Source organism: Chryseobacterium sp. KACC 21268, assembly GCA_028736075.1.
GTDB lineage: Bacteria > Bacteroidota > Bacteroidia > Flavobacteriales > Weeksellaceae > Epilithonimonas.
In genome coordinates, this window is sequence record CP117875.1 from 1,331,779 (window position 1) to 1,357,332 (window position 25,554).

Sequence of the window (25,554 nt, forward strand, 5' to 3'; positions counted from 1 at the left end):
AAGCCTGTAAAAATACTTATTTTAAAGACAATCCAATCTTGATAAATGTTATTTAAATTTAATCTAAAATGCTCCTTCATTATAGAATTTCTCAATCTTGCTATGTTGAATTTTTTTAATTATTATACCTATCTTTGTTCGTCGAAAAAATGAAAGAAGATCAATTACTTACGCTCATTCTAAAAGCCCGAGACAAAGATCAAAAGGCTCAGACACAACTCATTAATTCTTTTTGGGTGGATGTGTTCTCATTTGTGATGAACAAAGTGAAAGATGAAAATGATGCGGATGAGATCACGGTTTCGGTTTTTTCGAAAGTCTTGAACAAGTTAGATCTCTTCGATCCCAGCTTCCAGTTCAAAACCTGGATCTTGACAATCGCGCAAAATACGATCATCGATTTTTGGAGAAAAAGAAGCCGCGAAAACGAAGATCCAAATGCCAACCTTCAAGACGTTAAGAATGAATTTGCAAGATCTCCCGAGGAGTTATTGATCTCCGAAGAAGACCAGCAAAAGATCATCAAGATCATAGAAACAATGGATGCTAAGAATCAAGACATTATCCGTCTAAGATTTTTCGAAGAGAAAAGCATCAAAGAAATAGCAGAAGAACTCAATCTTTCTGTGGCCAATACAAAAGTGAGAATAATGCGCGCCAAAAAGATCTTGGCCGAGTTATTAAAAGAAGACGAAACCGATTTTTAAATTTAAGATCAAAATGGAGGATTTAATTCAACAAGATACAGCCATTCAAAAACCAAAATGGATCCGCGTAAAATTGCCAACTGGCAAAAATTACCGCGAACTAAGACATTTGGTAGATAAATATAAGCTGAACACCATTTGCCAAAGTGGAAGCTGTCCAAATATGGGCGAATGTTGGGGCGAAGGAACCGCAACGTTTATGATCCTCGGAAACATCTGCACCAGAAGTTGTGGATTTTGTGGTGTGAAAACTGGAAAACCCTTGGATGTGAATTGGGATGAGCCGGAAAAAGTAGCACGTTCTATCAAATTAATGAAAATCAAACACGCAGTTTTGACTTCGGTTGACCGCGACGATTTGAAAGATATGGGTTCGATTCTTTGGGGTGAAACGGTGAATGCTGTTCGTAGGATTTCTCCGGGTACAACGATGGAAACGTTGATTCCAGATTTTCAAGGCATTACAAAACACCTTGACAGAATGGTAGAAGTAGCGCCAGAAGTGATTTCCCACAATATGGAAACTGTAAAACGTTTAACCAGAGAAGTGAGAATTCAAGCGAAATACGAAAGAAGTCTTGAAGTTCTCAGATATTTGAAAGAAGCTGGACAAAATCGTACAAAAACTGGCGTAATGCTAGGTCTTGGCGAAACAAGAGACGAGGTTTTCCAAACAATTGAGGATATCAGAAACGCCAATGTGGATGTGATCACGATGGGTCAATATCTCCAACCAACCAAAAAACACCTTCCTGTGAAAAGTTTTATCACGCCGGAACAGTTTGATGAGTACGGCGATTTTGCAAGAAGCTTAGGTTTCCGTCACGTGGAAAGTTCACCTTTGGTGAGAAGTTCTTATCACGCTGAGAAGCATATTCACTAAGATTTCAATTTGATTCAAAATAAAAAAAGACTCCTATATGGAGTCTTTTACTTTTTGTTCTACAGGTTGTATGTTTTCGGTTTTGTTCATATTCTCCACTTGTTGTGGGATGAACATCATATAAGCAAAATATCCTAATAGGAATACAACTACCACAATGATAATGGCTATCATTGGGCCTTTGTTGGTTTCGCTGTCTGCTTTCGGAATGTCTGATCTCATAGTTTGGATTTTTTTAATCTATTGCAAAACTAGTGCCTGATTGTTATTTAAATAATTTTCAAATTATTAATTTGTCATCTGTAAAAATTACGAGGTGTAATTGGCTAAATTATATGTTTTTTAAAATTAACCCTCTATATTTGCAGGGTTAAAAATTAAATTTATTAAAATGAAAATAGAGAAACGCTGGATTATTTCTTTTGTTGTCATAAGTATTATTGCAATTGCAGCACTTTTCTGGCCAGAACAGACGTCTTTGCCATTACCGGGAACTTTTCTGGGTGAAGACAGTATTGTAGGAGCCGATGTTGCTTGGATTTTAGCTTCCTCCGGTTTGGTTTTATTAATGACACCCGGACTTTCATTTTTCTATGGCGGAATGGTCGGGAAAAAGAATATGATCTCTACAATGCTTCAAAGTTTTATTGCCTTGGGTGTGATCAGTATTTTGTGGGTTGTAGTTGGTTTCAGTTTGTCATTTGGAGAATCTATTGGAATCACGATCGATGGCGAACATTATGGTTTGATAGGAAATCCAACCACATATCTATTTTTCAACAATGTGGGTGTTTTGCCACACAGCAAGATGGCTTCTACTGTTCCTTTTATTCTGTTTGCTTTATTTCAAATGAAATTTGCCGTCATCACACCAGCTTTGATCACGGGTTCTTTTGCAGAACGCGTCAGATTTATTTCCTACTTGTTGTTTATGGTTTTATTTAGTTTGATCATCTATACGCCGCTTTGTCATATGGTTTGGCATCCAGACGGTTTGTTGAACAAATATTTTGGAGTGAAGGATTTTGCGGGAGGAACAGTCGTTCATATGAGCGCAGGATTCGCTGCTTTGGCTGGCGCAATGATGATTGGCAAAAGAAAAAATCCACACCACGAACCTTCGAATATTCCATTTGTCATCCTAGGAACTGGGATGCTTTGGTTTGGCTGGTTTGGTTTTAATGCTGGTTCTGCTTTGGCTGCGAATGCGACCGCTGCGATGGCTTTTGGAACCACAACGATTGCGTCAGGAACGGCAATGTTATCCTGGATATTTTTCGATAGAGTCAATGGAAGAAAGGTTTCTGCTTTAGGTGCTTGTATTGGTGCTGTTGTAGGTTTGGTAGCTATTACGCCTGCCGCAGGTTTTGTGACGATTCCGCACGCGATTTTTATAGGTTTTGTTTCAGCGATTGTTTCAAATCTGATGTGCCACTGGAAACGTCTGAAAAAAGTAGACGATACTTTGGATGTATTTGCGTGTCACGGCGTTGGCGGAATTATGGGAATGATTCTAACAGCGATTCTGGCGCAAGGCGAGAACGCAAGTCTTCTCCACGGCGGCTTCGAAGTCTTTGCACATCATATGATGGCCTTGGTTTTGGTTTCCGCATTCACATTCTTAGGCTCATTGATTTTATATAAATTGACAGATATGATCATTCCATTGAGAGTTGCTGAGGACTCAGAGAATATTGGATTGGATTTATCTCAGCACGATGAAAGTTTTGCATAATAATGCAGCGATGCATATTTGATTTTGATATGAAGAAAGCCTCACTAATAATGTTAGTGAGGTTTTTGTTTTATTTAGAGTAAATGTTTTTAAATTTGTTATTATTAATAAAAACTAATGAAAACCAGAATTTTAGTATTAAGTTTTATCATCCTTTTCTTTAACTGCAAATCGCAAGATTGTCCACAAGGTATCAATGTTTTACCAATGTATGGAAATGCGAAAAAATGTAAGGAACAACTCGAAAGTGACAAGGAATTTCTTGCAGAGATGGACAAAAAATTTGATAACAGAAAAGATGCTGCAAAGAGTCTGATAAAATCTGGATGGGATTATTTTTACAAAAATGATTATAATACTTCGATGAAACGCTTCAATCAAGCTTGGTTGATAAATAAGGAGATTTACGAGATTTATTGGGGTTTTGGTAATTTGGTGGCCGTTCAGGGAAATCCTGAGAATGCTCTAAAATACTTTGATTTGGCAAAAAAATACAATCCACAAAATTCAGATTTTTACAGTTCGACTGCGATCGCATATGCTCAAATTTATTTAAAAAACAACAATAGTGAATTACTAAGAAAGGCCATAAAAGATTTGGAAACAGGATTGAAAATTGATCCAAAAAATGCAAAGCTTTACTCACTATTATCAACGTCTTACTTTTATTTGAACGATATGAAGAACGCGAAAGCTTATTTTAAGAAAGCAGACGAAATTGATAGTTCAGTAATTAATCAAGAATATAGAAAAATAATCAATTCCAAATAATAATTGGCATCTATTAAATATAAAGTATTTCTAATAATTCCCAAACTTTCTCCCCAAAAGACACCCAAAATCCGCCGAAAAATCTCTAAATTCGTGTCTTAAATTTTTTATGAGATGACGAAATTCGGAGTGGATGCGGCCAGTTTTTATGTGCCTTCTTTATATTTAGAAATCAAAGACCTTGCAGAGAAAAGAGGAATTGAACCCGCGAAATTGGAGAAAGGTCTGGGGCTTCACAAAATGGCTTTGCCAGATGTTCACGAAGATGCAGCGACGTTTGCGGCAGAAGCTTTACTCAGATTAATTCAAAATTACAATCTCAATACTAAAGAAATCTCCAGAGTTTACCTCGGAACGGAAAGCGCTTTGGATGCCGCAAAACCAACTGCTACCTATGCGGTTCAAATGGTGGAAGAATTTTTAACCGAAGAATTTGGTGAAAGGGTTTTCAAGCACTGTGACGTTGTTGATATGACGTTCGCTTGCATTGGAGCGGTGGATGCTTTACATAACGCTTTGGATTTCGTAAGAGCAAATCCAACAAAGAAAGCTGTCGTCATAGCCAGCGATTACGCAAAATATGAATTGGCCTCATCAGGAGAATATACGCAAGGCGGTGGCGCAGTTGCCTTATTGGTTTCAGCCAATCCGAAATTAATAGAGATTGATAACAATTGGGGAGTTGCCACAGAAAGTGTTTTCGATTTCTTCAAACCGAGACGTCATTTTTCTAAAGCCGATTTCCCATCTGCTCCGGAAAATTTCCCTGACAAAATTGAAGTGTTCACAGACGAACCAGTTTTCGATGGTCAATATTCGAATGTTTGTTATCAGGACAGAATCCGTGAAGCTTATGAGCATTACAAAGAGCAGACTTTCACCGTAAGACCTTATGAGAATTGGCGCTATTTGATTTTCCATTTGCCCTATGCTTTCCACGGAAAAAGAGTTTTCACCGAAATTTATAGTTTAGAAAATCACCTTGATTATTCTGATGCAGAGAAACAAAAAGCCATAGCAAAATCCGAAGATTATATCAATTTCATTAATGAAAAAATAGAGAAATCTCAACGCGCGTCTTCTGAGATTGGAAATATGTACACGGCTTCAATCTTTATGGCGTTGCTGTCAGCGTTGCAAACTTCGCTTAATGAAAATGAGGATTTGGCAGAAAAAGAAATTGGATTCTTAGCTTACGGAAGTGGCTCCAAATCGAAAGTCTTCGTCGGCAAAGTTTCCCCAGAATGGAAATCGGTCGTTGAAAAATGGAATCTTTTTGAAGAATTGAAAAACAGATTACCAATCGATTTCGACACTTATGAAAAACTACATCGCAAACAACTAGATTTTTCGGTTAACCAAAATTACAAAGGTTTTGGATTGACGAGAATTGAAAAAGAAAGTCCAGTTCTGAATGGTGCGAGATATTACAGTTATCAGAAATAAAAATTAGTTAACCAAATAGACAGATAGATTTTTATTTTTCAAAAAGTAAAAATAGATATCCCAGCTATTTCTACTTTATTATCTAAATTTTTAATTTTAAAATAATCTATGTGCCTATGTGGTTCAAAACAAAACGTATAAAATCGAAAACGAGCAGAAATTTCTGCTCGTTCTCTTTTGAAAATCTATAACTAACTACTAACTTAATTCAAATTATTTTTTTGTTCTGAAATATTTTCGGCGTCACACCTTCAACTTGTTTGAAAACCCGAATGAAATAATTCGTATCCGAAAATCCAGTACTGAAAGCCGTTTCACTCACCGAATTCTGTTGGCTCAATAACTCCTTCGCTTTTTTGATTCTCTCTTGGATGATAAACTCATTCGGAGAAAGTCCCAATTCCTGTTTGAACATCTTGAAGAAATTCGATTTGCTGACGTAAGCCATCTTCGCAATCGCATCAATCGATAATTTCTGATGAAGATTCTTCTTGATGAAATCTGCGACAAAACCAATTCTCGATTGATTTTTCAACGTATTCTTCTCAACCAAGTTTCTCGCTTGCGTCTGCATCAGTCGGATTAATAATTCCTTCAAAGCAAAATCTGCAATCACATCTTTATGAGAATTATCGTCCATTGCAATCCTCATAATATTGTTCGTTGCTGAAGCAAGTGCTTTGTTATTAAGCAAATAAAATTCGTCAAGAGAAATATTCCAATGCGAAGAATCATCGATTTTTGTGGATGTGAAATTTAAATTTTCCAGAGATTCTTTCACAAATTCAGGACTCAAAGTCAAAGAAACACATTGTGCTGGCTGAATATCAGCTTCCGGGAAATCAATCACCATCGTTTCGCCAGGCGCAACCAAAACACTTTCTCCAGGAAGATATTCGAAGTAATTGCTTTTGTCTTCAAGCTTCATCCATTTCTTTCCTCGCAACATTCCAGTGAACGCCAGATGCTCAAAATGCAGTTTCACATCGTAAGCCGTCTTGTGCGTTTCATAGACACTGAGTTCACAATTATTTAAACTGAACTTGGTTTGATTTTCTACCAACGTATTCAATTTTTTTTCGTGCGTCAGGCTTGGTTTGTTAAGTTGAAAATGATTTGGATTCATAATTTCAAGATTTGTAACATCCTGTTTTTCAAATATAAGATTTATTTATGACTTCGGCTCTTAAATTTTGTTAAGGACTTATAAACTATTATAAATGTAGGATTTTACTGTTTATTTGGAGGATTGTGCTATAATTCTTGTTGTATTAGTAATTAATTTAGCATTAATCAAATATTAATTCAGTATTAATAAAACCAAATATTATTATGAGTACAACAGCAGAACAAACACAAAATTCAACCACTTTGGCTTGGCCAGAATTCAAATCAAAATATGATAATTACATCGGCGGAAAATTTGTGCCGTCAGCAGGCGGACAATATTTCGATGTGATTTCTCCAATCAACGGACAGGTTTTCACACAAGCCGTTCGTTCCAACAAGGAGGATTTAGAGAATGCCGTCAATGCTGCGTCAGAGGCTTTCAAAACTTGGAAACTTACCTCTGCAACAGAGCGAAGCATCATTCTAAATAAAATCGCTGACAGAATAGAGGAGAATTTGGAATATATTGCAACAGTTGAAACGATTGACAATGGTAAAGCCGTAAGAGAAACTCTGGCTGCCGATATTCCTTTGGCGATTGACCATTTCAGATATTTCGCTTCCGTAATCAGAGCAGAAGAAGGTTCACACAACGAGTTAGACAAAGACACCGTTTCGTTGATTGTTCACGAGCCACTCGGTGTGATTGCACAAATTATTCCTTGGAATTTCCCAATCTTAATGGCAGTTTGGAAGCTCGCTCCAGCTTTGGCCGCAGGAAATTGCGTGGTGTTGAAACCAGCAGAAAGCACGCCAGTTTCTATTATGGTTTTGATGGAGTTGATTGGCGACCTACTTCCTGCAGGAGTGGTAAATATCGTCAATGGTTTTGGAGCAGAACTAGGAAGAGCGTTGGTTACGAATCCAAAAGTCAACAAGGCGGCCTTCACAGGTTCTACGGTGACTGGACGAATGGTGATGCAATATGCAACAGAAAATATCATTCCGGTGACTTTAGAGTTAGGAGGAAAATCACCTAACATTTTCTTCAATTCCGTGATGGATGCGGATGATGAGTTTCTTGATAAAGCTGTCGAAGGTGCTGTAATGTTTGCGCTGAATCAAGGTGAGATTTGTACTTGTCCATCAAGATTGTTGGTACAGGAAGATATTGCAGACGCATTCATCGCAAAAGTGATTGAAAGAACTGAGGCTATCAAAATTGGAAATCCATTGGATAAAACGGTGATGATGGGAGCGCAGGCTTCGAAAATCCAGAAAGATAAAATTATGGGTTACCTGAAACTCGGTAAAGAAGAAGGTGCGGAAGTTCTGACAGGAGGTGAAGTAAATGAAATTGAAGGTCTGGAAGAAGGTTATTACATCAAGCCTACCATCTTCAAAGGAAACAACAGAATGAGAATTTTCCAAGAGGAGATTTTCGGACCAGTTGTGGCTTTTACGACTTTCAAAGATGAGGCAGAAGCTCTGGAAATTGCTAATGATACGATTTATGGTTTAGGAGCGGGCGTATGGACGCGTGATGCACACCAATTGTACAACATTCCAAGACACGTGGAAGCGGGTAGAGTTTGGGTGAATCAATACCACGCTTATCCTGCTGGTGCGCCTTTCGGAGGTTACAAACAGTCGGGAATTGGTAGAGAAAATCACAAAATGATGCTTGACCATTACCGTCAAACCAAAAATATGTTGATTTCTTACGATAAGAAAAAATTAGGGTTCTTCTAATCTTAATGTTTTATAATTAAGTTTAAGACTTATCAATACTCTGAACCCGACAGATTTTTTTGTCGGGTTTTTGTTTAACTTTAAAATAATAATGCGCACAAATATTACTTGCCGATTTTAAAGTCAAAATGTTCAAATTAATTAGGAATATTTCACAAAGCTCCAGAAGAGCTAACTATTGGTAGCAAAAGATAACAAGCAAAGTAGCAAAGCTCCGGAGGAGCGACCTGTTGGTAGAAAAAAGGAAGCAACCAAAATAGCAAAGCTCCGGAGGAGCGACCTATCAACCGGCATTATTATTTATTAATTTCAAAAATAAAAAGAAATGGAAACTAAAGATAAAATCTCAAGACTATCCGTCACCGACGAGGCGATGGAAGTCATTTGGGAACTCGAGAAAAAACACGGCGAACTGATGTTCTACCAAGCTGGTGGCTGTTGCGAGGGCACGCAACCCCAATGTTTCGAAAAGGGCGGATATTTCCCAAGGATGAATGACGCGATGATTGGAACCATTAATGGTTTCGAGTTTTGGATAGACCGCGACCTTTTTGAATATTGGAAATATTCGCATTTCACATTGGACGTTTTGGAAGGTTGGGGACCAGGCGGATTTTCTTTGGAAACGCCTTTGGGAAAGACATTCAAGGTTCATTACAGACTTTTCACGGCAGAAGAATTGGAAAACCTGGAACCGATAAAGCGAAGTGAATAGATTATAGAATCGTGACATATCCCCGATAGGAACGGCATCCTTTTTTGCTTTTTGTACCAACTTTCTTTCGAAGAGCAAACTTTCTGAAAGCAAAAAAGATATAGTGGATAGCGGGAAATAGCTCCTAATTAATATTTTAGCTAGTTTCTACTTTTACGAATTTTGAGACAATCATCGAAGCCAAAATGTTTCCGACGGAATTGAGGACGGTTGCCAACGGGTCTACCAAAGTTCCGATGATAATGACTGCTGGAACGACGTCGGGTGGGATTTTGTAAACCGAAATCATCAGCATTTCGCCAATGTAGCCACCATTTGGGATTCCGCCAGCGACTGCGCTGACGAAAACGGTGATACCAAGAGCCATTATGAGATTCATCGGTTCGAAGAAATTCCAGCCCAAGAGTTGGAATGCGACGTAGATTTTGATGATGGAGGAGATGGACGAGCCGTTTTTGTGAATCGTCGTTCCAATCGGAATCACAACGTTGGCGATGGATGCGGGAAGGCCCATTCTTTTGGCAGACTCGATGGCGACGGGCATTGTCGCCAAACTGCTACACGTGCTGATGGCAGTTGCTGATGGCAAAAGGCTTTCTTTCCAAAATGCTTTCACGCCGTTTCCACCTTTCCAAACGAAGGCGTAAAGACTGAAAAACACGATGAAATAAATGGTTCCGGCAATGTAATAAAGTCCTAAAGGTTTCGCGTAAAATCCAAAAAGCTGAGGGCCAATCGTGCCAACTTGGTACGCAAAATAAGCGCCTAATCCGACGGGTGCGACTTTCATTATTAACAACAAAAGCTGTTTCATCACTTCGTTTCCGGAGAGGATGAAGTTTTGGAATGCCTTTCCCATTTCGCCAGATTTTCTGATGGAAATCCCCACCAAAAAAGAAAAGACCAAAAGTGCGAGCATATTTTGTCTCGAGAATAAATGATAGAACTCGCTGACGGTGAAAAATCCTACGATTTGGTCATTGATACTGGTATTATTTTGAATGTTTTCTGATATGGTTTCGCTAATGTTTTTTGGCGCTTCAGTTGGGAAGAAATAAACTAATATGATGCAAAAAGTGGCGGAAATCAAGATGAAACTGAGGAAAGTCAAAACCATTGTGCCGATGATTTTTCCCAATTGATTTTGTTGCTCGATGCTTGAAATGGCGGAAACAATCGCGAAAAAAACGAGTGGAATGACGGTTACGAAAAGTAAATTCAGGAAAATATCGCCAATCGGTTTTAGGTAAACGACAAAATCCGGTGCGAAAATTCCCACGAGACTTCCAATGAAAATCCCGATGAGAAGCAGGATGATGTTGCTGTAGTTTTTCCAGAAAGATGATTTCATTCCTCAATTTTAATCAAAGATAAATATTCTTGATGCAAAATAAATTATAAAAATAACATTCACTTTGTCATTCCGCAGGAATCTAGATAGTTGAGATTCCTGCGGAATGACAAAGCTGTTTTTTTATTCTTCAATAAATTGATTTGAGACGGAAAAATTCCCGAAATTTGTTCTTATGAAAACAGCTGTTCTGATTACCATCGGAGACGAGATTCTCTCTGGAAATACCGTTGATACCAATTCCAATTTCATTGCCACACAACTCAAAGAAATTGGTGTGAAAGTGACTTCCATCTTCACAATTCCAGATGATGAAAGTGCGATTGTTTCTACACTTGCAAAAGCATTTGAGATGGCAGATGTGGTTTTCACGACTGGCGGATTGGGTCCTACGAAAGATGATATTACCAAGAAAGCGTACGCTGAATTCTTTGAAGACGAGTTGGTTTTTTCTGATAAAGTCTACGAACATTTGCGTGCTTATCTCGAAAAGCGAAACCGACTTTGGATTTTGGAACACAATAAGGAGCAATCAATTGTCTTATCAAAAGCTGAGGTTTTTCTGAACTATTTCGGGACTGCACCTTGTATGGTTATGGAAAAAAATGGAACGTTTTGTTTCAGTTTGCCGGGCGTCCCTTACGAGGTGAAACCTGTGGTGAAAGACCAAATAATTCCATTTTTGAAAGAAAAATTATCATTAGAACATATCGTGACGAGAATCGTTTCCGTAGTAGATGTTCCAGAAAGTATTTTGTCAGAAAATATTGAAAGTTGGGAATTGGCTTTGCCGAAACATATTGCGTTGTCTTATTTGCCAATCGGAACACGAGTGAAATTAAGATTGACCGCTTCCGGAAGTTCTCAGGAATTATTAAATCAGGAACTTGAAACTGAAATCCAGAAATTAGTACCAATCATCGGTGAAAATATCATCGCTACACACGAAGATAAAATCGAGAAAATCCTAGGCGAATTGCTGAATGACAGAAAGTTGACCATCTCGGTTTCGGAAAGTTGCACAGGCGGAGAATTGTCAAGATTAATCACATCAATCACAGGAAGTTCGAAATATTTTATTGGTGGAATTGTGAGTTACGCGACAGAGAAAAAAGTTGATATTCTGAATGTCAATCCAAAAACAGTCGAGGAATTCACCGTCGTGAGTGAGCAGGTTGCTTCCGAAATGACGAAGGGTTGTCAGGAATTATTCAAAACGGATATTGCTGTTTCTACAACAGGCGTTGCTGGTCCTGGAAAAGGCGAGGATGGGAAAGATGTGGGAACAGTTTATTATACAATTAGAATTGGCGATGAAGAAGTAACCTCAAAATTATTTTTGCCACATCTGGAAAGGATTGATTTTATGAATTTCGTTTCTCAGAAAGTGGTGCAGGATATTGTTTCATTGCTCATCAAAAAATAAAAAAAGACAGCTGTAATGGCTGTCTTTCTTTCTAACTTCTAATATCTAAAGTCTAACTTCTTTCTATCTATTTCAAAATTTCTTTAAGGAAAGTCAAAGTGTGATTCCACGCGCGTTTCGCCATTACTTCGTTGTAATCTAAAGATTCCGGACTTGTGAAAGTATGTTTGGAATTGGCATAAGTGATGATTTGAAAATCCGTTTTTCCGGCTTTCAATTCCGCAATCAGATTGGTCATATCTTCGGGTTTTACGCTTTCGTCGTCGGCTGGATGTTCTACGAGAACTTTAGTTTTAATGGGAACATTCAGTCTATCATTTCCTTTCGCCAATCCGCCGTGAATAGAGATGACGCCAGCAACAGGCATTTGCGCTCTCGCCGTTTCCAATGCGCCCGTTCCACCGAAACAATAACCGATAACCGCAATTTTATCTGGGTTTGCACCTTGTTTTTTCAATTCTTCCAAAGCCAGAGCAATTCTTTTTTGATACGCTTTGTAATCTTGCTTGTAAGTTCCCGCAATCTTTGAAGCCGAAGCATTGTCGGTCGGGATATTTCCTTCGCCATAAATATCAGCGATGAAAGCGATGTAACCTTGCTTTTCCAATTCTATGGCAGAATTTTTAGCTTCATCGTCAATGCCTTTCCAAGCTGGCAGAATCAAAACGCCGGGAAGTTTTTTTCCTGCGTTGGAAGTGACTAAACCATTCAATTTTTGAGTGTCGTCTTGATAAGCGACGGATTTTAATTTTTGTGCTAATGTGAGTTGCATTCCGAGGAACACAGCGAATAATGTGAGTGAGAGTTTCATATTTAAGATTTTGTTTGATTAATTTTCTTCCGTTTGACGACGTTCATTAGATTCATTAAAAGTACAACTAAACTGAATACCACGAGCTGAATTCCAACATAATGCCAAGCACCAAGTTCCCAACATTTGAGCCCAATGAAAGTTCCCAAAGCGCCACCAACAAAGTAGGAAGTCATATAAATCGTGTTGATTCGGCTGTTCGCTTTTTCATCTAAACGATAAATCAATGCAACATTCGTGACTTGAATGGACTGGACGCCAACATCAATGAAAATCACGGCGATAATAATTGAAATCAAATAACTCGGAAACAGAAAAATCACGACCGAACCAACTAACAAGATAACACTTGCAATCAATTGTGTGTATCTGGAATCGCCTTTGTCAGAAGCTTTTCCAATCAATGGCGCAACCAAGGCACCGGCAATTCCCAACATTCCGAAAAGTCCAATCGTGTCTGAACTGTAATTGTAAGGTTTTTCAACCAACAAAAATGTCAAAGTTGTCCAAAACGAACAAAACACCGCAAATGCAATTCCGCCAAGCAAGGCCATAAACCGCAATTGTGGAAATCGTTTTAATTGATAAAACGACGACGAAATCAATTTAAAATAAGATTCTTTGAACGTTGGTTTTACACTTGGCAATTTGAAATAGACAAAAGCCAAAGAGAAAATCGTGAATCCAGCAGAAAGATAATACACCATTTTCCAACTGCTCCATTCAGAAATATAACCGCTGAAAACCCTTGCCATCAATATCCCGACAAGAATTCCGGTGAATATTATTCCGACATTTTTCCCTTTTTCGTTGCCTGATAATTCCGCCGCCATTGGCAAAATAACCTGAGCCGCAACCGCCGTCAATCCCAACAATAAACTGAATAAAAAGATGAAGTAATAATTGGAAACCAACCCGATTGCAATCAAAACAAAGAATAAAGTTCCCAGTAAAGTCAGTATTAATTTTTTCCTATCAACTTTATCGCCCAACGGAACCAATGTCAAAAGTCCAGCGCCATAACCGACTTGTCCGAGTCCGACCATAATTCCCATTTTGCTTTCCGGAACGCGGAAACTTTCGGCGATTTGATGTAGAATTGGCTGTGCAAAATAAATGTTCGAAACGCTAATTCCTGCGACGACAGCCATTCCAAGAACCTGACCTTTGCTCAGTTGTGATTTTACCTCTGACATCGCTTATTTCGAAGCTTGGTTAAGGATTTCCAAATCTTCAGAATCTAAACTCAATTTTGGTGCATCGAAAATGGTTTGTAATTGTCTTTCGCTCGTCGCACTTACGATTGGAGCAGTGACTAGCGGATTTGCCAACAACCAAGCCAATGCAACTGTTGCAGGTTGAGCTTGATGTTTTTCGGAAACTTTATCCAATGCACTTAAAACTGCTTTTCCTTTATCATCAAAATATTTCTTGATGCCGGCGCCTCGGGTTGTTTTCTCAAAATCTTCTTCGGTCCTGTATTTTCCGGTTAAGAATCCTGCGGCCAAAGACCAATATGGGAAAGCGCTCAATCCGTATTTTTCAACCAATGATGCGTATTCCGTTTCGAATTTTTCTCTTTCCACCAAATTGTAATGAGGTTGAAGTGCAACATATTTTGGCAAATTATTTTTCTCAGCAACTTCAAAAGATTCAATCAATCTTTCTGGCGAAATATTCGAAGCGCCGATATATCTTACTTTTCCAGCTTTGATGATTTTGTCATATGCAGAAAGCGTTTCTTCAACCGGCGTTACTTTGTCGTCAAAATGCGTGTAATACAAATCGATGTGGTCTGTCCCAAGACGTTTCAGAGATTCATCCACAGATTTCAGGATGTGTTTTTTGCTGATGTCAAAGCCGTGTTCTTTGGTTTCGGAACCTACTTTTGTAGCGAGAACGATGTCTTGTCGGTTCTTTTTTTCCTTCATCCATTTTCCGATGATTTCCTCGGATTGTCCGCCTTTTCCGTTCACCCACCAGGAATAAGTGTCCGCTGTATCGATGAAATTAAATCCTCCTTCGTCAAATTTATTCAGGATATTGAATGATTCTTTCTCGTCCAAAGTCCATCCAAAAACATTTCCTCCAAAGTTAATTGGAGCGATTTCTAAGTCTGTATTTTTAATATTTACTTTTTTCATTTTGATAATTTATTATTTTAAAAATTCCTTTACAGGTTTGATGAATTGGTCAAAAACCTCGATGTGTGGCAAATGTCCAACGTTGTCGATTTCCACCAGTTTCGAACCTTTTATTTTTTGTTGAGTAGTTTTTCCCAATAGGTCGTATCGTCCCATCGTTTCAGCTATTTTTGGGTCTTTCACATTATTTTTTCCAATCGCCGTTCTGTCTCGCGTTCCGATAATTAATAAAGTTGGAACATTCAAATTTTGAAATTCATAGACCACGGGTTGCGTGAAAATCATATCCGAAGTTTTTGCGTTGACTAAAGCCACTTTAGGATAATCTGGCGCTTTTGTCCAGCCTGTCAAAAGATAAACCCATTCGTCATATTCCGGTTTCCATTTGTTGTCGTAATAGAATCCGTTTTGATATTTTTTCGTCGATTCGTAGTCTGCTTTCAGTTCGGTTTCGTAATTTTTATCGATGGAAGTGTAAGGCGCCACCAATTTCCAATCTTCCAGTCCTATTGGATTTTCGAGGATTAATTTCTCAACGGTTTCTGGGTACATTAATGAAAATCTTGTCGCCACCATTCCGCCCATCGAATGTCCGAGAAGATAAATTTTATCGATTTTTAATTCATCCAAAATAGCTTTCGTATTCTGAGCCAATTGCTGAAAAGTGAATTGATAATCAGTTGGTTTTGATGATTTACCGAAACCAATCTGGTCTGGAACGATTACTCGAAATCCTTCTTTTGTCAAAGCGTCAATCGTAGTTTTCCAATACGCACCATTGAAGTTCTTGCCGTGAAGCAGAAGGACGGTTTTTCCATTCGCTTTATTTGGTTTGATGTCCATATAAGCCATTTTCAAATCCTGATTTTGGCTTTTGAAATTCAGAAAACTGACTTTGTATGGATATTCATAATTCGTCAACATTATATCCAAAACCGGCCGATTTGCCTGAGCGGATAAATTGATTGATAAAATCAGAAATGCTATTATTTTTATTAATTTCATAATTTAATTTTTGTTGATTAATGAGTTGAAGCTGGTCGATATCGTTCCCAATACCAAAGCAATCCACCCAAATAAATCGAATGTACCAATTGCGCTTCAATCGCGCTCCAATTTTCCACAGAAGCACTTCCCAAAACTAAAAGTCCCATCAACGCCAAGCCAGCATAAATGGCGTATTTGGTTTGATAGCCAATTAATAAAACCAATCCAATCAGAAATTCTGCAATCGGAATCAAGTACCCAAAAGGCGTCAGCAAACTCTCAGGAATTGCTGATTTCTCCATCGATTTTACCATTCCTTCCGTGAAGATTTGCAACTTTGGCAATCTTACTAAGCCGTGACCAAAAATGGAAAGCGCGATGGGCAATCGTAAAAAGAAATAGGTGGTTTTGAAGTCTTTCATCGGTTTATTTTTTCAGATAATTGATAATTCCAATCACGTCATCTTTCCCAAAACCTGCGTCATTGGCTGATTGATAAGTTTCTATCAAAGTCTTTGTTAAAGGAAAATCGGCGCCTGCATCTTCCGCTAGCAAAATATCTTTCAACATCAAATCCAAAGCAAATGTCGGTGCATAGTTTTCTTCCGTCAACAGAGGCGTTTTCACCTTCGTAGCGCCACTTCCGCTCGCACTTTCATTAATGATGTCGAGCATATCCGAACGATTGATTCCCTGAGACTCTGAAAACAAAACCGTCTCTGCCAAACCTTGATAAATGGTAGCTATAAAGTAATTGACCGATAGTTTCGCCGCCAAGCCTTTTCCATTTTCTCCCAAATGTTTGATGCTTTTTCCTAATTTTTGCAAATAAGGCTCAGCACGTTTCACATCTTTTTCATCGCCACCGACCATTATAATCAATGTTCCGTCTGTTGCTGGTTTTGTGCTACCGGCAACCGGCGCGTCCAGAAGAGAAGCTTCTTTTATTTTTAAAGCTTTTGCAATTTCACTGGATACTTCCGGCGAAATGGTACTCATATCAATGAATAATTTTCCCGTAATATCAAGCGATAAAATCTCTTCATAAACTGCTTTTACCGCATTATCATTTGTAAGAATGGTGAAGATGATGTCGCTGTTTTCAACCAGTTCGCTGATACTTTCAGCAATGTTTGATTGGTCTTTGAAGTCTTCTGCTTTTTCGATGGTTCTGTTGAAAACGGATAAATCAAATCCAGCTTTCTCGAGATTCTTTGCCATCGGATGGCCCATATTTCCAAGACCTATAAATCCTATTTTTTCTGAACTCATTGTTTTAATACTAATTACTGACTTTTTAACTTTTTCATAAATTCCATTATCGCCGGTCTTAATTCCTCAAATAATGGATGTTGTTTGTTCTTCAGCATCACTTCGGTAAATAGTTTTAAACCTAAAGCGAATTCGGTTGCCGTATTTTCATCATCAAAAATTTTCTTGGATTTAATGACCTCAAAAATGTTGAAAATATCATCGTGGTTATCAAATTCAAGACTTACACTTTTTGTGCCTTCAGAACCTTCTTTCAGTTTAAGTTCCTTTAAATCTAATTGATAAGTATTGTTTCTTTTTTCCATTAATTAAGATTTTGGAACTGGCGCATTGGCTTCGATTAATTTTTCTTTCTTCAGTTCTGCCCAGAAATCAGCCGGAATTTTCGCTTTGAATGAGGCCGCATTTTCCTCAGCCTGCTTCACCGTATGTGCACCAGGAATCACACCCGAAACCACTTCCGGCGCTGCTGCAAATTGAAGTGCCGCCGTTCTCAAATCTACTTTGTGATTGTCAGTAACCCTTTTCAAAGCTGCTAATTTGTCTTTCACACCATTCGGGAAATCGCCGTTGTACAAATATCTGTCCTTACCAGAAAGAAAACCAGCACACAGCGGAGCGCCGACAACAATCGAAATGTCTTTTTCGGCCGCTTTCGGGAAAACTTTGTTGAGGTCATCGGAATGATGAATTAGCGAATACTGACAGGCAGAAAGGAAAATATCAGGGTCCGAAACTTCGATGGCCTTCAAAATCGGCTCGATGGTGTTGACACCAAATCCCCAACCTTTTATCAGACCTTCCTCACGCATTTTGATAAGTTCCGGCATTGCGCCTTTCGCGGCAATATCAAAATATTTGACCCAATCGCCTTTCATATCTTTGTTGTCAGGAGAAAGGTCGTGGATGAAAACAACGTCCAATGAAGCAACGCCTAAACGCTGTAAACTGTCTTCAACACTTTTTCTCGCGCCAGCGGCTGAGTAATCATAGTCGTAAGAAAAATTAAGTTTTCCTTTCCAAAGTCCATCCAATTTGAAATCATCGTGAGGTTTCAGGATTCTTCCCATTTTGGTGGAAATTGTGAATTCATCGCGCTTTTTATCTTTCAAAAACAGTCCCATTCGGTGCTCGCTGAGTCCCAAACCGTACCACGGCGATGTGTCAAAATAACGAACTCCCGCATTCCAGGCGGCTTCTATAGATTGTAAACATTCAATATCCGGATTGATGTTGAAACCATTTCCCAAAGCGACTCCGCCGAAACCGGATTTGTTTTTGGGTCTGAATCTTTTATGCTGATTTGAATTGTCAAACTGTTCCATAATGTTTCCTTTTAGTAATTGTGATGCAAATGTGGGAATGGCAGATGAAGCCATTAATCCTGCAGCAGCCAGTCCGCTGTTTTTAATAAATGTTCGTCTTTCCATTTTTTATATTTTGTGATTGGTGATTTTATTTTATTTTAAAGCTTAAAAAGCATTGACAAGTTCATCGATGGTCTGTAATTCTTCTTTTGTAAGATTAATGTCCATCGCTTTTGCATTTTGAACGGCTTGTTCTGCATTTCTTGCGCCAGCCAATGCAATCGTAATTCCAGGTCTTTCAATCGTCCAACGAAGAACCAATTGTCCAAGCGTTGCATTATGCTCGTCGGCAATCGGTTTGATTTTGTCGAGAAGTTCGTTGGTCTTCTTGATAAAATCTGGTTGAAAATGAGGATGACCTGCTCTGTGGTCGCCCTCTTGGAATTTGTAATCTGAAGTAATTTTTCCCGTCAACAATCCTCTTTCCAAAGGACTGTAAGCCAAAATGGATTTGTTGTTTTCGATGCAGTAAGGAACGGTTTCGTCCTCAATACCACGATTGACCATACTGAATGGAATCTGATTTGAAACCAATTTCAACGTTTTCTCAGCCTCGACCATTTGTTTTGCGTCATAATTACAAACGCCAGCAAAACGGACTTTTCCTTGTTCAATCAATCTTGAAACCGCTTCAAATGTTTCATCAATTGGCGTCGTAGTGTCCGGCCAATGGATTTGATAAAGGTCGATGTAATCTGTTCCCAATCTCTTCAAACTTTGCTCACATTCGTAAATGATGCTTTCTTTTCCGGCGTATTTGTAAATGTCGATATCATTTCCGTCGTTATTTTTGCTGTTCATTGCCAACGTTCCCTTGTCCAAATCCCAACGCATTCCAAACTTTGTAAGGATTTGAACCTTGTCTCGAGCAATATCTTTAATCGCTTCGCCCACAATTTCTTCGCTCGTTCCTTGTCCGTAGATGGGCGCAGTGTCAATAGAAGTTACGCCGACATCATAAGAAGCTCTGATGGCCTCGATGGCTTCATTTCTGTCCGTACTTCCCCACATCCAACCGCCGGCAGCCCACGCTCCGAAAGTGATTGCTGAAACTTCTAAATCGCTGTGTCCTAATTTTCTATATTCCATTTTTAATTTTTATCTGTTTTGATTTTTACTACTAAATAAGGTGGTTTTCTCAGGTCTTTCCCATCATTGAAACTTGGAAGTCTGTTCCATTGCCCGAGTGTGACGTAGACGTAGCCGTTTCTGTAAGCCAAACCATCCGGCCAGACGAAGTTATCTTGGTCGTGTGACAAAAGGGTAAATTCGCCGTCTTTGTTTCTTTTAACGATTGATTGCTGTTCGAAGGCTCCGAAGTAAATATTTCCCTTTTCATCTTCTGCCAGACCATCACAAGCCGGTCTTTCGCCTTCGAGTTTGACGGCGTCTTCAACTTGTTTTTCTGTTGAATTAAAGTTGCTTAAAATATCTGTGGAAATGCTGAACAGTTTTCTCCCTGAAATGGCTGTCCAATACAAAGTTTTTTCGTCCGGGCTAATGGCGATTCCATCTGCGCCTCCAAGGGGAAATTTTTGTTTTTTGAAATCATATTTGAGTGGTTTTCCTTCCAGAAATCCCATAAAACCAGGTTCTGGCGAAGTGGAATAATGGTTGAGTAAAACTTCCTCTGCTTTCCCGGAATCAATATCCAAAACAACCAAAGAAAAACGTTCTCCGAACCCTGAATTGGCAATGTAAACTGTTCCTTTTTTTCCGTGTGAAAGGTCGATTCTCAAATCATTGTAATGCGAATCATCCGACAGAATTGGTTTGGGGATAATAATGGTGTGAAGGATTTTCTTTGAATTAATATCAATGCCAACCACTTTCGCTGCACCTTCCGGAATTTCCTTGATTCCTGAACGTTTCCCGTCGTCCAAAACCCAAAGGACATCATTTTTATCAATGTAAATCCCGTGAGGAGAAACCAGTTTGTCTTTGTAAGGTTTGTCGCTCGGATAAACATATTCTTTATTAGGAAACGGAATCAGATTTCCGTTGACCAGTTCTGCCAAAGCAAATTCCTTGTGGTCATCTGCGTGGCGTGGAAATCCTAAGAAAACGCGGTCTTTGGAACTTACTGCAATACCCGATGGGTCAGGATTTGGTGCTGAAATTTTTGTAACAATTTCGTAATTGGATTGTGCATTGGTCATCAATGAAATTCCGCCGAGACATAAACTTAATAATAACTTCTTCATCTTCATTTATTTTTCTAATGGTCCTTTGCTCACTTCCTTCCCCGCTTTGTAAACTGAAAAAATATCTCTTGTATTCTTAATATTTTCTGTAGGATTTGAATTTAAAATAATAAAATCAGCCGTTTTCCCAACTTCAATCGTTCCAAAATCTTTATCAATCTTCAAAGCTTTAGCTGAATTTTTGGTAGCAACTGTGATGGCCTGAATTGGCGTCAATCCAGATTCCGTCATCAACTGTAATTCCAAATGTTCCGAAAATCCCTGAGCTCGCAAAGGCATTGCACCGCTGTCAGTTCCCATCGCAACAAGAATTCCGAAATCATAAACTTTTTTCAGATTCTGTTTAGCGGTTTCAAAAGCTTTGATATTCAAATTATAGTTGGGAGAATTTTTTATTTCATTTTGATATTTCTCAGAAGTTATCATTTCGTAAACGCCTGGTTCTAGTGATTTTTTGAAGAATTGATTATCGACCCATTCCGGTTTTTTGGCGTACACGTAAGCGTATTCGTCAAGCGAAAGAGTAGGGATGTAAATGATATTTTGCGCTTTCATTTTCGCTAACGTCGCATCATCAATCACTTCGCTTCGTACGCTGTGGCCGATGACATCGATGCCGTTTTCAACCAGTTGTTTCAAATCCGAGAGATAATAAACGTGCGCAGCAACTCTCAGATTTCTTTTGTGAGCTTCCGTGATAATGGCTTTGTAAATCTCAGGACTAATTTTTTTCTTGAATTTTCCATTAAAATCATCGACCCAGATTTTCACCAATTCTGCATTGATGTTTTTTAAACTGTCCATCTGAGCCGGAATTTTATTCACAGAACTTGGTCTGAACACTTTATCCATTGCAAAATCGAGTGGTGGAGCGCCGTCGGTCACGCCAAATCCATAACCTGCAGAATGTATTCTTGCGCCATCAATTTCGCCTTTCGCAGACTTTTCCCTCAGTCCGCTTTCAAACAACAAAGGCCGGTCGGTTCCCATCGACATTACATTGAGAACGCCGTAATCTTGATATTTTTTAAGTTGCGAAAGGATGTTTTCTTCGGTATAATTTTCTGGAACTGTGGTTTTTCCCTTCAAAGTTCCAACGTGGGAATGGGCAGAAATCAAAGCTGGAATAATTGTTTTGCCCTTTAGATTAATCCGTTTTTCGGTTTTGTCAAAAATGGTTTTTCCGATTTTGGAAATTTTATCATTCTTAATGAGAATACTCGTGCTTTCTATTGGAGTTCCGCCGTTTCCATCGATGAGCCGGACGTTTTCTAAGATTAAACTATTTTGCCCGAAAGAAAAATTAATGATGAAAAAAGATAAAGCGGTAATTATTTTCCAATATTTCATAATGTTAAAATTTTTGATGTTTCAGAATATTTTAAGAACTAAAAAAGGTTTCTGAAAAATGAATATTATCGAGGGAACAATTATTATGCCCCGCAATTGCATTACAAATGTTGAAAAAAAATAAAAATTTTAGCTTGTAGAATTAATTTAAATAATTGTAGATTTATCCTATCATAACAAATTTAAAATTAATTTAATATTGTGAAAAAACTGCAGTTTGAGTCTTTGGTGATAGGTGATTTGGAAGGTGAGGAGTTTGGTCATCCATCGCACAGCCATACTTATTATGAAATGATTTATGTTTTGAAGGGAAATGGCAATCATCACATCAACAACATTATTCTGCCTTACAAATGTGGCGACCTATTTCTGATTTCGCCCGATGACCAGCATTATTTTGAGTACAATAAATATTCAAGATTGATTTTCATTAAGTTCACCGATGATTATTTCAAAGGGAACAAACACCTTTCGCCAGATTCTTTCGCGATGAATTCTCCGGAAAACGTGATGCGAAAGCAAATCCTGAAAGAGAAAAAACTCATCTTCACCGAACCCTGCAAGACGATTCTGAAAAAGACGATTGAGAATATTTTGTCCTACAATTGCAGAAAAGATGTTTCCACATCGCCGATTGTATTTTATCAAATCCTTTCAATTTTCGGATTGATAAAAGAAGCGACCTCAAAAATGGACATCAGATTGGACGTTGGACTTCAGAATAAGGAAGATGTGATTTCGTATATCCATCAGAATATCTACCAGCCGGAGACGATTCGAATCAAAAATATCGCCTATCATTTCAATATTTCACCGACTTATTTCAGTGCTTACTTCAAACGGAATTTCGAAGTTTCTTATCGCGATTATGTCAATGATTATCGGATGACTTTGATAGAAAGACGAATGGAATCGGGACAAAATACCATCAAACAAATCGCTTATGAGTTTGGTTTTACGGACGAAAGCCACTTGTCGCATTATTTCAAAAATAAGAAAAGCAAAACGCTGGGTTCGTACAAAAATAAGAGTCGGAGTTTAGCGTAGATAAATGGTGAAATCACTTTTTTGACTTCATCGCCTTTACTTTTTTGACAGAATCATCAGCCAACATTTTTTGATAATCATCAGATTCAGCTGGAATCAATTGGACTTTGGAATCTTCATTGTGAAAAATCCCGAATCCATTTTTCTTAGCCAAAGGTGACGTTCGCAAACAAGGTTGACCTTTGGAAAAGAATTTCTGTTTTTCTTCTTCAATTTCTGAAGGCGAAACATCATTTCGTTCCGCAAAGATTTCAAATAACAATTCGTCGGAAGTATATTTCAAAGGTTGTTTCGAAAGCTTTTCGAATTGATAATTGGCAATCGTTTTCTTCTCATTCTTCACCACCGGAATCACTGCTTTGGAAACCGGAGAATCTTCCGCGATTTCTATTAAGGTGTTGGTGTAATTGGTGGTGTGGGTTTTCATTTACTTTTATAATTTCAAAAGTCTAATAATATGCAAACCATCTGTTCTTTTCAAAATTTCTTCAACAACAAATTTTTCTGTATTGTTTTTACTAATGATATTTAGAATCAAATTATTGGATTCAATTGTATATCCAATTGTATACCAGTCATCTCCTGTTGTTACTGTTGAAAGAGGCGGCTCTGAACAAAGATTTGAAATGTTTTTAATAAATTTGTTTTTCTTGTAAAAAGTCCAATTAATATATTGACAACAATCGCTAAATTTTTCAAATTTTGTTTCATACAAAAAAATTTCATTGCTAGTTGTTTCGATACACAGTTTCCAGGAATTTTCACCAATACTGATTTTTGATTTTCTTGGCTGATGAATACTTTTCGTAAATACTTTTTCTAATGCAGATTTCTGTGCATTTAAATCTTGGCTAAAAGCAAAATGAAAATTACAAATCAGTATTAAAAATAATAATATCCTTAGTTGCATATCTCTTTAATTATTCTACAATTAAAGTTTCTCTCTTCGACCTCACCAACCACAACCCAACAAACGTCAAAAACCCATTCAAAATAATCAGTTCCACCCCAATTCTGTAATCCGTATTATTTGTCACATAAAGATTAATCAAATAAGTCAAAACCGGCGCAAGTAGCGTTACCGCCAATATCGAATACTTTTTCACAATCGTGAATTTCGTCAAAATCCCAAAAGCAAACAGTCCTAAAAGTGGCCCGTATGTGTAACCTGCGATTTCCATTATCAGGTAAACAATCGACTTCTCATTGATGGCTTTGAAAACCATTATCAACGCAAAAAATATGACCGTAAACGTCAAATGAACTTTCATTCTCAGTCTTTTCTTTTGCTTCTCGGTTTTTTGCTGGTCTTCGTTCAAACCCAAAAGGTCAACGCAGTAAGAACTCGTCACCGCCGTCAAAGCCCCATCAGCAGACGGAAACAAAGCGGAAATCAAACCGATGATGAAAATCACAGCCAGCGCCATCGGAAAATGTCCAAGTGACAAAGCTGGGAAAAGGTCGTCGCCCATTATATTGCTGATTTGTCCATCGGCACCCTTGAAACCGAAAACGCCATCGCCATAAACTGCTCCATTTTGTATCGCAAAAAGATAAAGCAAACCACCCAAAAATAAGAATGCGAGATTCACAAAGAGCAAAGTTCCGGCAAACGTCAGCATATTCTTTTTCGAGTTTTTCAGGTTGTCCACCGAGATGTTTTTCTGCATCATTTCCTGGTCAAGACCCGTCATCGCAATCGTGATGAACATCCCGCCGAGAATCGTTTTCAGGAAAAAAGTCTTTGAATTAATGTCAGTATTAATGAAATGCGTGTACTGCTTTTGCTCCAAAATGGAGTAGGCCTCTCCAAACGACAAATTCAGATTCGATAAAATATAAACGATGCACGCAATCAAACTCAAAATCATAAACGATGTCTGCAACGTATCCGTAATCACAATCGTCTTCACGCCACCTTCAAACGTGTAAAGCAAAATCATCAAAAGCAACACAAAAGCCGTTACCCAAAACGGAACGCCCAGATTCTCAAGCAAAAATATTTGAAGAATATTCACCACCAAATACAATCTTGCCGTCGCCCCAATCGCTCTCGAAATAATGAAAAACAAAGACCCGATTTTATGCGCCTCCACATTGAATCGTCGCCCTAGATAAGTATAAATCGAAGTCAGATTCATCCGGTAATACAGCGGAAGCAGAACGCCAGCCACGATGAAATAACCGATGAAAAACCCAATCACCATCATATAATATTCGAAACCGCCAAACGCATAATCGCCCGCCGTCATCTTCCCAACCGTCCCCGGAACGGAGATAAACGTCACGCCCGAAAGCGACGTCCCAATCATTCCAAACGCCACCAGCCACCATTTACTTTTCTTGTTTCCGATGAAAAAAGACTGGTTGTCGGAGTTGCGACTTGTAAAATAGGAGATTACCAAAAGCCCAATAAAATAGGCGAATACGAATAATAATAAAACAGTTCCCGGATTCATTGTTCAAATTTGAGTGG

26 protein-coding genes are annotated in these 25,554 nt (G+C 38.4%); 9 read left to right on the top strand and 17 right to left on the bottom strand.

The window, feature by feature from the left end:
- Positions 1–149 precede the first annotated feature (149 nt).
- Complete coding sequence (locus PQ459_06330; GenBank protein ID WDF48095.1) at positions 150–707, top strand: sigma-70 family RNA polymerase sigma factor; 558 nt, start codon at positions 150–152, stop codon at positions 705–707.
- A gap of 13 nt (positions 708–720) precedes the next feature.
- Positions 721–1,590 (top strand): lipoyl synthase, encoded by an 870-nt coding sequence (gene lipA / locus PQ459_06335; protein ID WDF48096.1) that lies wholly within the window; start codon positions 721–723, stop codon positions 1,588–1,590.
- A gap of 33 nt (positions 1,591–1,623) precedes the next feature.
- Here lipA and PQ459_06340 read toward each other — a convergent pair whose 3' ends face one another.
- Positions 1,624–1,812, bottom strand: coding sequence for a hypothetical protein (locus PQ459_06340; GenBank protein ID WDF48097.1), 189 nt, complete (start codon positions 1,810–1,812; stop codon positions 1,624–1,626).
- A gap of 169 nt (positions 1,813–1,981) precedes the next feature.
- Between PQ459_06340 and PQ459_06345 the strand changes: the two genes are divergently transcribed.
- From PQ459_06345 to PQ459_06355, 3 genes are all read left to right on the top strand, one after another.
- Complete coding sequence (locus PQ459_06345) at positions 1,982–3,325, top strand: ammonium transporter (GenBank protein WDF48098.1); 1,344 nt, start codon at positions 1,982–1,984, stop codon at positions 3,323–3,325.
- Between the two features lie 117 nt (positions 3,326–3,442).
- Entirely contained in the window at positions 3,443–4,096 is a 654-nt protein-coding gene (locus PQ459_06350; GenBank protein WDF48099.1) for a hypothetical protein, read from the top strand.
- A gap of 114 nt (positions 4,097–4,210) precedes the next feature.
- A complete protein-coding gene (locus tag PQ459_06355) occupies positions 4,211–5,542 on the top strand; it encodes a hydroxymethylglutaryl-CoA synthase (GenBank protein WDF48100.1) in 1,332 nt (443 codons plus the stop codon).
- 208 nt (positions 5,543–5,750) lie between these two features.
- On the opposite strand, the gene PQ459_06360 is transcribed toward PQ459_06355, so the two are convergent.
- Positions 5,751–6,668, bottom strand: coding sequence for an AraC family transcriptional regulator (locus tag PQ459_06360; protein WDF48101.1), 918 nt, complete (start codon positions 6,666–6,668; stop codon positions 5,751–5,753).
- A gap of 206 nt (positions 6,669–6,874) precedes the next feature.
- Here PQ459_06360 and PQ459_06365 point away from each other — a divergent pair, with 206 nt between their 5' ends.
- Together PQ459_06365 and PQ459_06370 are read left to right on the top strand one after the other, a co-directional pair.
- Positions 6,875–8,404, top strand: a complete 1,530-nt coding sequence (locus PQ459_06365) for an aldehyde dehydrogenase (GenBank protein ID WDF48102.1) — start codon at positions 6,875–6,877, stop codon at positions 8,402–8,404.
- 325 nt (positions 8,405–8,729) lie between these two features.
- Positions 8,730–9,119 carry a DUF779 domain-containing protein gene (locus PQ459_06370; GenBank protein ID WDF48103.1) on the top strand — a complete coding sequence of 130 codons (390 nt, stop codon included), beginning with the start codon at positions 8,730–8,732 and terminating at the stop codon, positions 9,117–9,119.
- Positions 9,120–9,255: 136 nt separating this feature from the next.
- Here PQ459_06370 and PQ459_06375 read toward each other — a convergent pair whose 3' ends face one another.
- Positions 9,256–10,470: a dicarboxylate/amino acid:cation symporter gene (locus PQ459_06375; protein ID WDF48104.1), complete on the bottom strand. Its 1,215-nt coding sequence runs from the start codon at positions 10,468–10,470 to the stop codon at positions 9,256–9,258.
- Between the two features lie 175 nt (positions 10,471–10,645).
- On the opposite strand from PQ459_06375, the gene PQ459_06380 reads away from it, so the two are divergent.
- Complete coding sequence (locus PQ459_06380; protein WDF48105.1) at positions 10,646–11,896, top strand: CinA family nicotinamide mononucleotide deamidase-related protein; 1,251 nt, start codon at positions 10,646–10,648, stop codon at positions 11,894–11,896.
- 67 nt (positions 11,897–11,963) lie between these two features.
- Here the strand turns inward: PQ459_06380 and PQ459_06385 are convergent, their stop codons facing one another.
- The 11 genes from PQ459_06385 to PQ459_06435 are packed head-to-tail and all read right to left on the bottom strand — an operon-like array spanning position 11,964 to position 22,031.
- On the bottom strand, positions 11,964–12,707 hold the full coding sequence (locus tag PQ459_06385; protein ID WDF48106.1) for a dienelactone hydrolase family protein: 744 nt from the start codon (positions 12,705–12,707) through the stop codon (positions 11,964–11,966).
- A gap of 2 nt (positions 12,708–12,709) precedes the next feature.
- Positions 12,710–13,903, bottom strand: a complete 1,194-nt coding sequence (locus tag PQ459_06390) for an MFS transporter (protein WDF48107.1) — start codon at positions 13,901–13,903, stop codon at positions 12,710–12,712.
- 3 nt (positions 13,904–13,906) lie between these two features.
- Positions 13,907–14,851 carry an aldo/keto reductase gene (locus tag PQ459_06395; GenBank protein WDF48108.1) on the bottom strand — a complete coding sequence of 315 codons (945 nt, stop codon included), beginning with the start codon at positions 14,849–14,851 and terminating at the stop codon, positions 13,907–13,909.
- 12 nt (positions 14,852–14,863) lie between these two features.
- Entirely contained in the window at positions 14,864–15,856 is a 993-nt protein-coding gene (locus tag PQ459_06400) for an alpha/beta hydrolase (protein ID WDF48109.1), read from the bottom strand.
- A gap of 17 nt (positions 15,857–15,873) precedes the next feature.
- A complete protein-coding gene (locus PQ459_06405) occupies positions 15,874–16,260 on the bottom strand; it encodes a DoxX family membrane protein (GenBank protein WDF48110.1) in 387 nt (128 codons plus the stop codon).
- 4 nt (positions 16,261–16,264) lie between these two features.
- Positions 16,265–17,110 (bottom strand): NAD(P)-dependent oxidoreductase, encoded by an 846-nt coding sequence (locus PQ459_06410; GenBank protein ID WDF48111.1) that lies wholly within the window; start codon positions 17,108–17,110, stop codon positions 16,265–16,267.
- Positions 17,111–17,124: 14 nt separating this feature from the next.
- Positions 17,125–17,415, bottom strand: a complete 291-nt coding sequence (locus PQ459_06415) for a DUF3861 domain-containing protein (GenBank protein WDF48112.1) — start codon at positions 17,413–17,415, stop codon at positions 17,125–17,127.
- Positions 17,416–17,418: 3 nt separating this feature from the next.
- Positions 17,419–18,540: an aldo/keto reductase gene (locus tag PQ459_06420; GenBank protein ID WDF48113.1), complete on the bottom strand. Its 1,122-nt coding sequence runs from the start codon at positions 18,538–18,540 to the stop codon at positions 17,419–17,421.
- 42 nt (positions 18,541–18,582) lie between these two features.
- Positions 18,583–19,566: an aldo/keto reductase gene (locus PQ459_06425; protein ID WDF48114.1), complete on the bottom strand. Its 984-nt coding sequence runs from the start codon at positions 19,564–19,566 to the stop codon at positions 18,583–18,585.
- A 2-nt stretch (positions 19,567–19,568) separates the two neighbouring features.
- Complete coding sequence (locus tag PQ459_06430) at positions 19,569–20,681, bottom strand: L-dopachrome tautomerase-related protein (GenBank protein ID WDF48115.1); 1,113 nt, start codon at positions 20,679–20,681, stop codon at positions 19,569–19,571.
- Positions 20,682–20,687: 6 nt separating this feature from the next.
- Positions 20,688–22,031 (bottom strand): amidohydrolase family protein, encoded by a 1,344-nt coding sequence (locus PQ459_06435; GenBank protein WDF48116.1) that lies wholly within the window; start codon positions 22,029–22,031, stop codon positions 20,688–20,690.
- Positions 22,032–22,229: 198 nt separating this feature from the next.
- On the opposite strand from PQ459_06435, the gene PQ459_06440 reads away from it, so the two are divergent.
- Positions 22,230–23,078: an AraC family transcriptional regulator gene (locus tag PQ459_06440; protein ID WDF48695.1), complete on the top strand. Its 849-nt coding sequence runs from the start codon at positions 22,230–22,232 to the stop codon at positions 23,076–23,078.
- Between the two features lie 13 nt (positions 23,079–23,091).
- On the opposite strand, the gene PQ459_06445 is transcribed toward PQ459_06440, so the two are convergent.
- From PQ459_06445 to PQ459_06455, 3 genes are read right to left on the bottom strand one after another with little or no spacing between them, the layout of a single operon-like run.
- On the bottom strand, positions 23,092–23,505 hold the full coding sequence (locus tag PQ459_06445; protein ID WDF48117.1) for a DUF6157 family protein: 414 nt from the start codon (positions 23,503–23,505) through the stop codon (positions 23,092–23,094).
- Positions 23,506–23,511: 6 nt separating this feature from the next.
- A complete protein-coding gene (locus PQ459_06450) occupies positions 23,512–23,988 on the bottom strand; it encodes a hypothetical protein (GenBank protein ID WDF48118.1) in 477 nt (158 codons plus the stop codon).
- Between the two features lie 10 nt (positions 23,989–23,998).
- Positions 23,999–25,537 (bottom strand): sodium:solute symporter, encoded by a 1,539-nt coding sequence (locus tag PQ459_06455; GenBank protein WDF48119.1) that lies wholly within the window; start codon positions 25,535–25,537, stop codon positions 23,999–24,001.
- Positions 25,538–25,554: the final 17 nt, after the last annotated feature.

What these genes read in the sequence shown, in the direction of transcription:
- PQ459_06330 (WDF48095.1), top strand. Translation starts at nt 150, where the DNA reads ATGAAAGAAGATCAATTACTTACGCTCATTCTAAAAGCCCGAGACAAA.
- lipA (WDF48096.1), top strand. Translation starts at nt 721, where the DNA reads ATGGAGGATTTAATTCAACAAGATACAGCCATTCAAAAACCAAAATGG.
- PQ459_06340 (WDF48097.1), bottom strand. Translation starts at nt 1,812, where the DNA reads ATGAGATCAGACATTCCGAAAGCAGACAGCGAAACCAACAAAGGCCCA.
- PQ459_06345 (WDF48098.1), top strand. Translation starts at nt 1,982, where the DNA reads ATGAAAATAGAGAAACGCTGGATTATTTCTTTTGTTGTCATAAGTATT.
- PQ459_06350 (WDF48099.1), top strand. Translation starts at nt 3,443, where the DNA reads ATGAAAACCAGAATTTTAGTATTAAGTTTTATCATCCTTTTCTTTAAC.
- PQ459_06355 (WDF48100.1), top strand. Translation starts at nt 4,211, where the DNA reads ATGACGAAATTCGGAGTGGATGCGGCCAGTTTTTATGTGCCTTCTTTA.
- PQ459_06360 (WDF48101.1), bottom strand. Translation starts at nt 6,668, where the DNA reads ATGAATCCAAATCATTTTCAACTTAACAAACCAAGCCTGACGCACGAA.
- PQ459_06365 (WDF48102.1), top strand. Translation starts at nt 6,875, where the DNA reads ATGAGTACAACAGCAGAACAAACACAAAATTCAACCACTTTGGCTTGG.
- PQ459_06370 (WDF48103.1), top strand. Translation starts at nt 8,730, where the DNA reads ATGGAAACTAAAGATAAAATCTCAAGACTATCCGTCACCGACGAGGCG.
- PQ459_06375 (WDF48104.1), bottom strand. Translation starts at nt 10,470, where the DNA reads ATGAAATCATCTTTCTGGAAAAACTACAGCAACATCATCCTGCTTCTC.
- PQ459_06380 (WDF48105.1), top strand. Translation starts at nt 10,646, where the DNA reads ATGAAAACAGCTGTTCTGATTACCATCGGAGACGAGATTCTCTCTGGA.
- PQ459_06385 (WDF48106.1), bottom strand. Translation starts at nt 12,707, where the DNA reads ATGAAACTCTCACTCACATTATTCGCTGTGTTCCTCGGAATGCAACTC.
- PQ459_06390 (WDF48107.1), bottom strand. Translation starts at nt 13,903, where the DNA reads ATGTCAGAGGTAAAATCACAACTGAGCAAAGGTCAGGTTCTTGGAATG.
- PQ459_06395 (WDF48108.1), bottom strand. Translation starts at nt 14,851, where the DNA reads ATGAAAAAAGTAAATATTAAAAATACAGACTTAGAAATCGCTCCAATT.
- PQ459_06400 (WDF48109.1), bottom strand. Translation starts at nt 15,856, where the DNA reads ATGAAATTAATAAAAATAATAGCATTTCTGATTTTATCAATCAATTTA.
- PQ459_06405 (WDF48110.1), bottom strand. Translation starts at nt 16,260, where the DNA reads ATGAAAGACTTCAAAACCACCTATTTCTTTTTACGATTGCCCATCGCG.
- PQ459_06410 (WDF48111.1), bottom strand. Translation starts at nt 17,110, where the DNA reads ATGAGTTCAGAAAAAATAGGATTTATAGGTCTTGGAAATATGGGCCAT.
- PQ459_06415 (WDF48112.1), bottom strand. Translation starts at nt 17,415, where the DNA reads ATGGAAAAAAGAAACAATACTTATCAATTAGATTTAAAGGAACTTAAA.
- PQ459_06420 (WDF48113.1), bottom strand. Translation starts at nt 18,540, where the DNA reads ATGGAAAGACGAACATTTATTAAAAACAGCGGACTGGCTGCTGCAGGA.
- PQ459_06425 (WDF48114.1), bottom strand. Translation starts at nt 19,566, where the DNA reads ATGGAATATAGAAAATTAGGACACAGCGATTTAGAAGTTTCAGCAATC.
- PQ459_06430 (WDF48115.1), bottom strand. Translation starts at nt 20,681, where the DNA reads ATGAAGAAGTTATTATTAAGTTTATGTCTCGGCGGAATTTCATTGATG.
- PQ459_06435 (WDF48116.1), bottom strand. Translation starts at nt 22,031, where the DNA reads ATGAAATATTGGAAAATAATTACCGCTTTATCTTTTTTCATCATTAAT.
- PQ459_06445 (WDF48117.1), bottom strand. Translation starts at nt 23,505, where the DNA reads ATGAAAACCCACACCACCAATTACACCAACACCTTAATAGAAATCGCG.
- PQ459_06450 (WDF48118.1), bottom strand. Translation starts at nt 23,988, where the DNA reads ATGCAACTAAGGATATTATTATTTTTAATACTGATTTGTAATTTTCAT.
- PQ459_06455 (WDF48119.1), bottom strand. Translation starts at nt 25,537, where the DNA reads ATGAATCCGGGAACTGTTTTATTATTATTCGTATTCGCCTATTTTATT.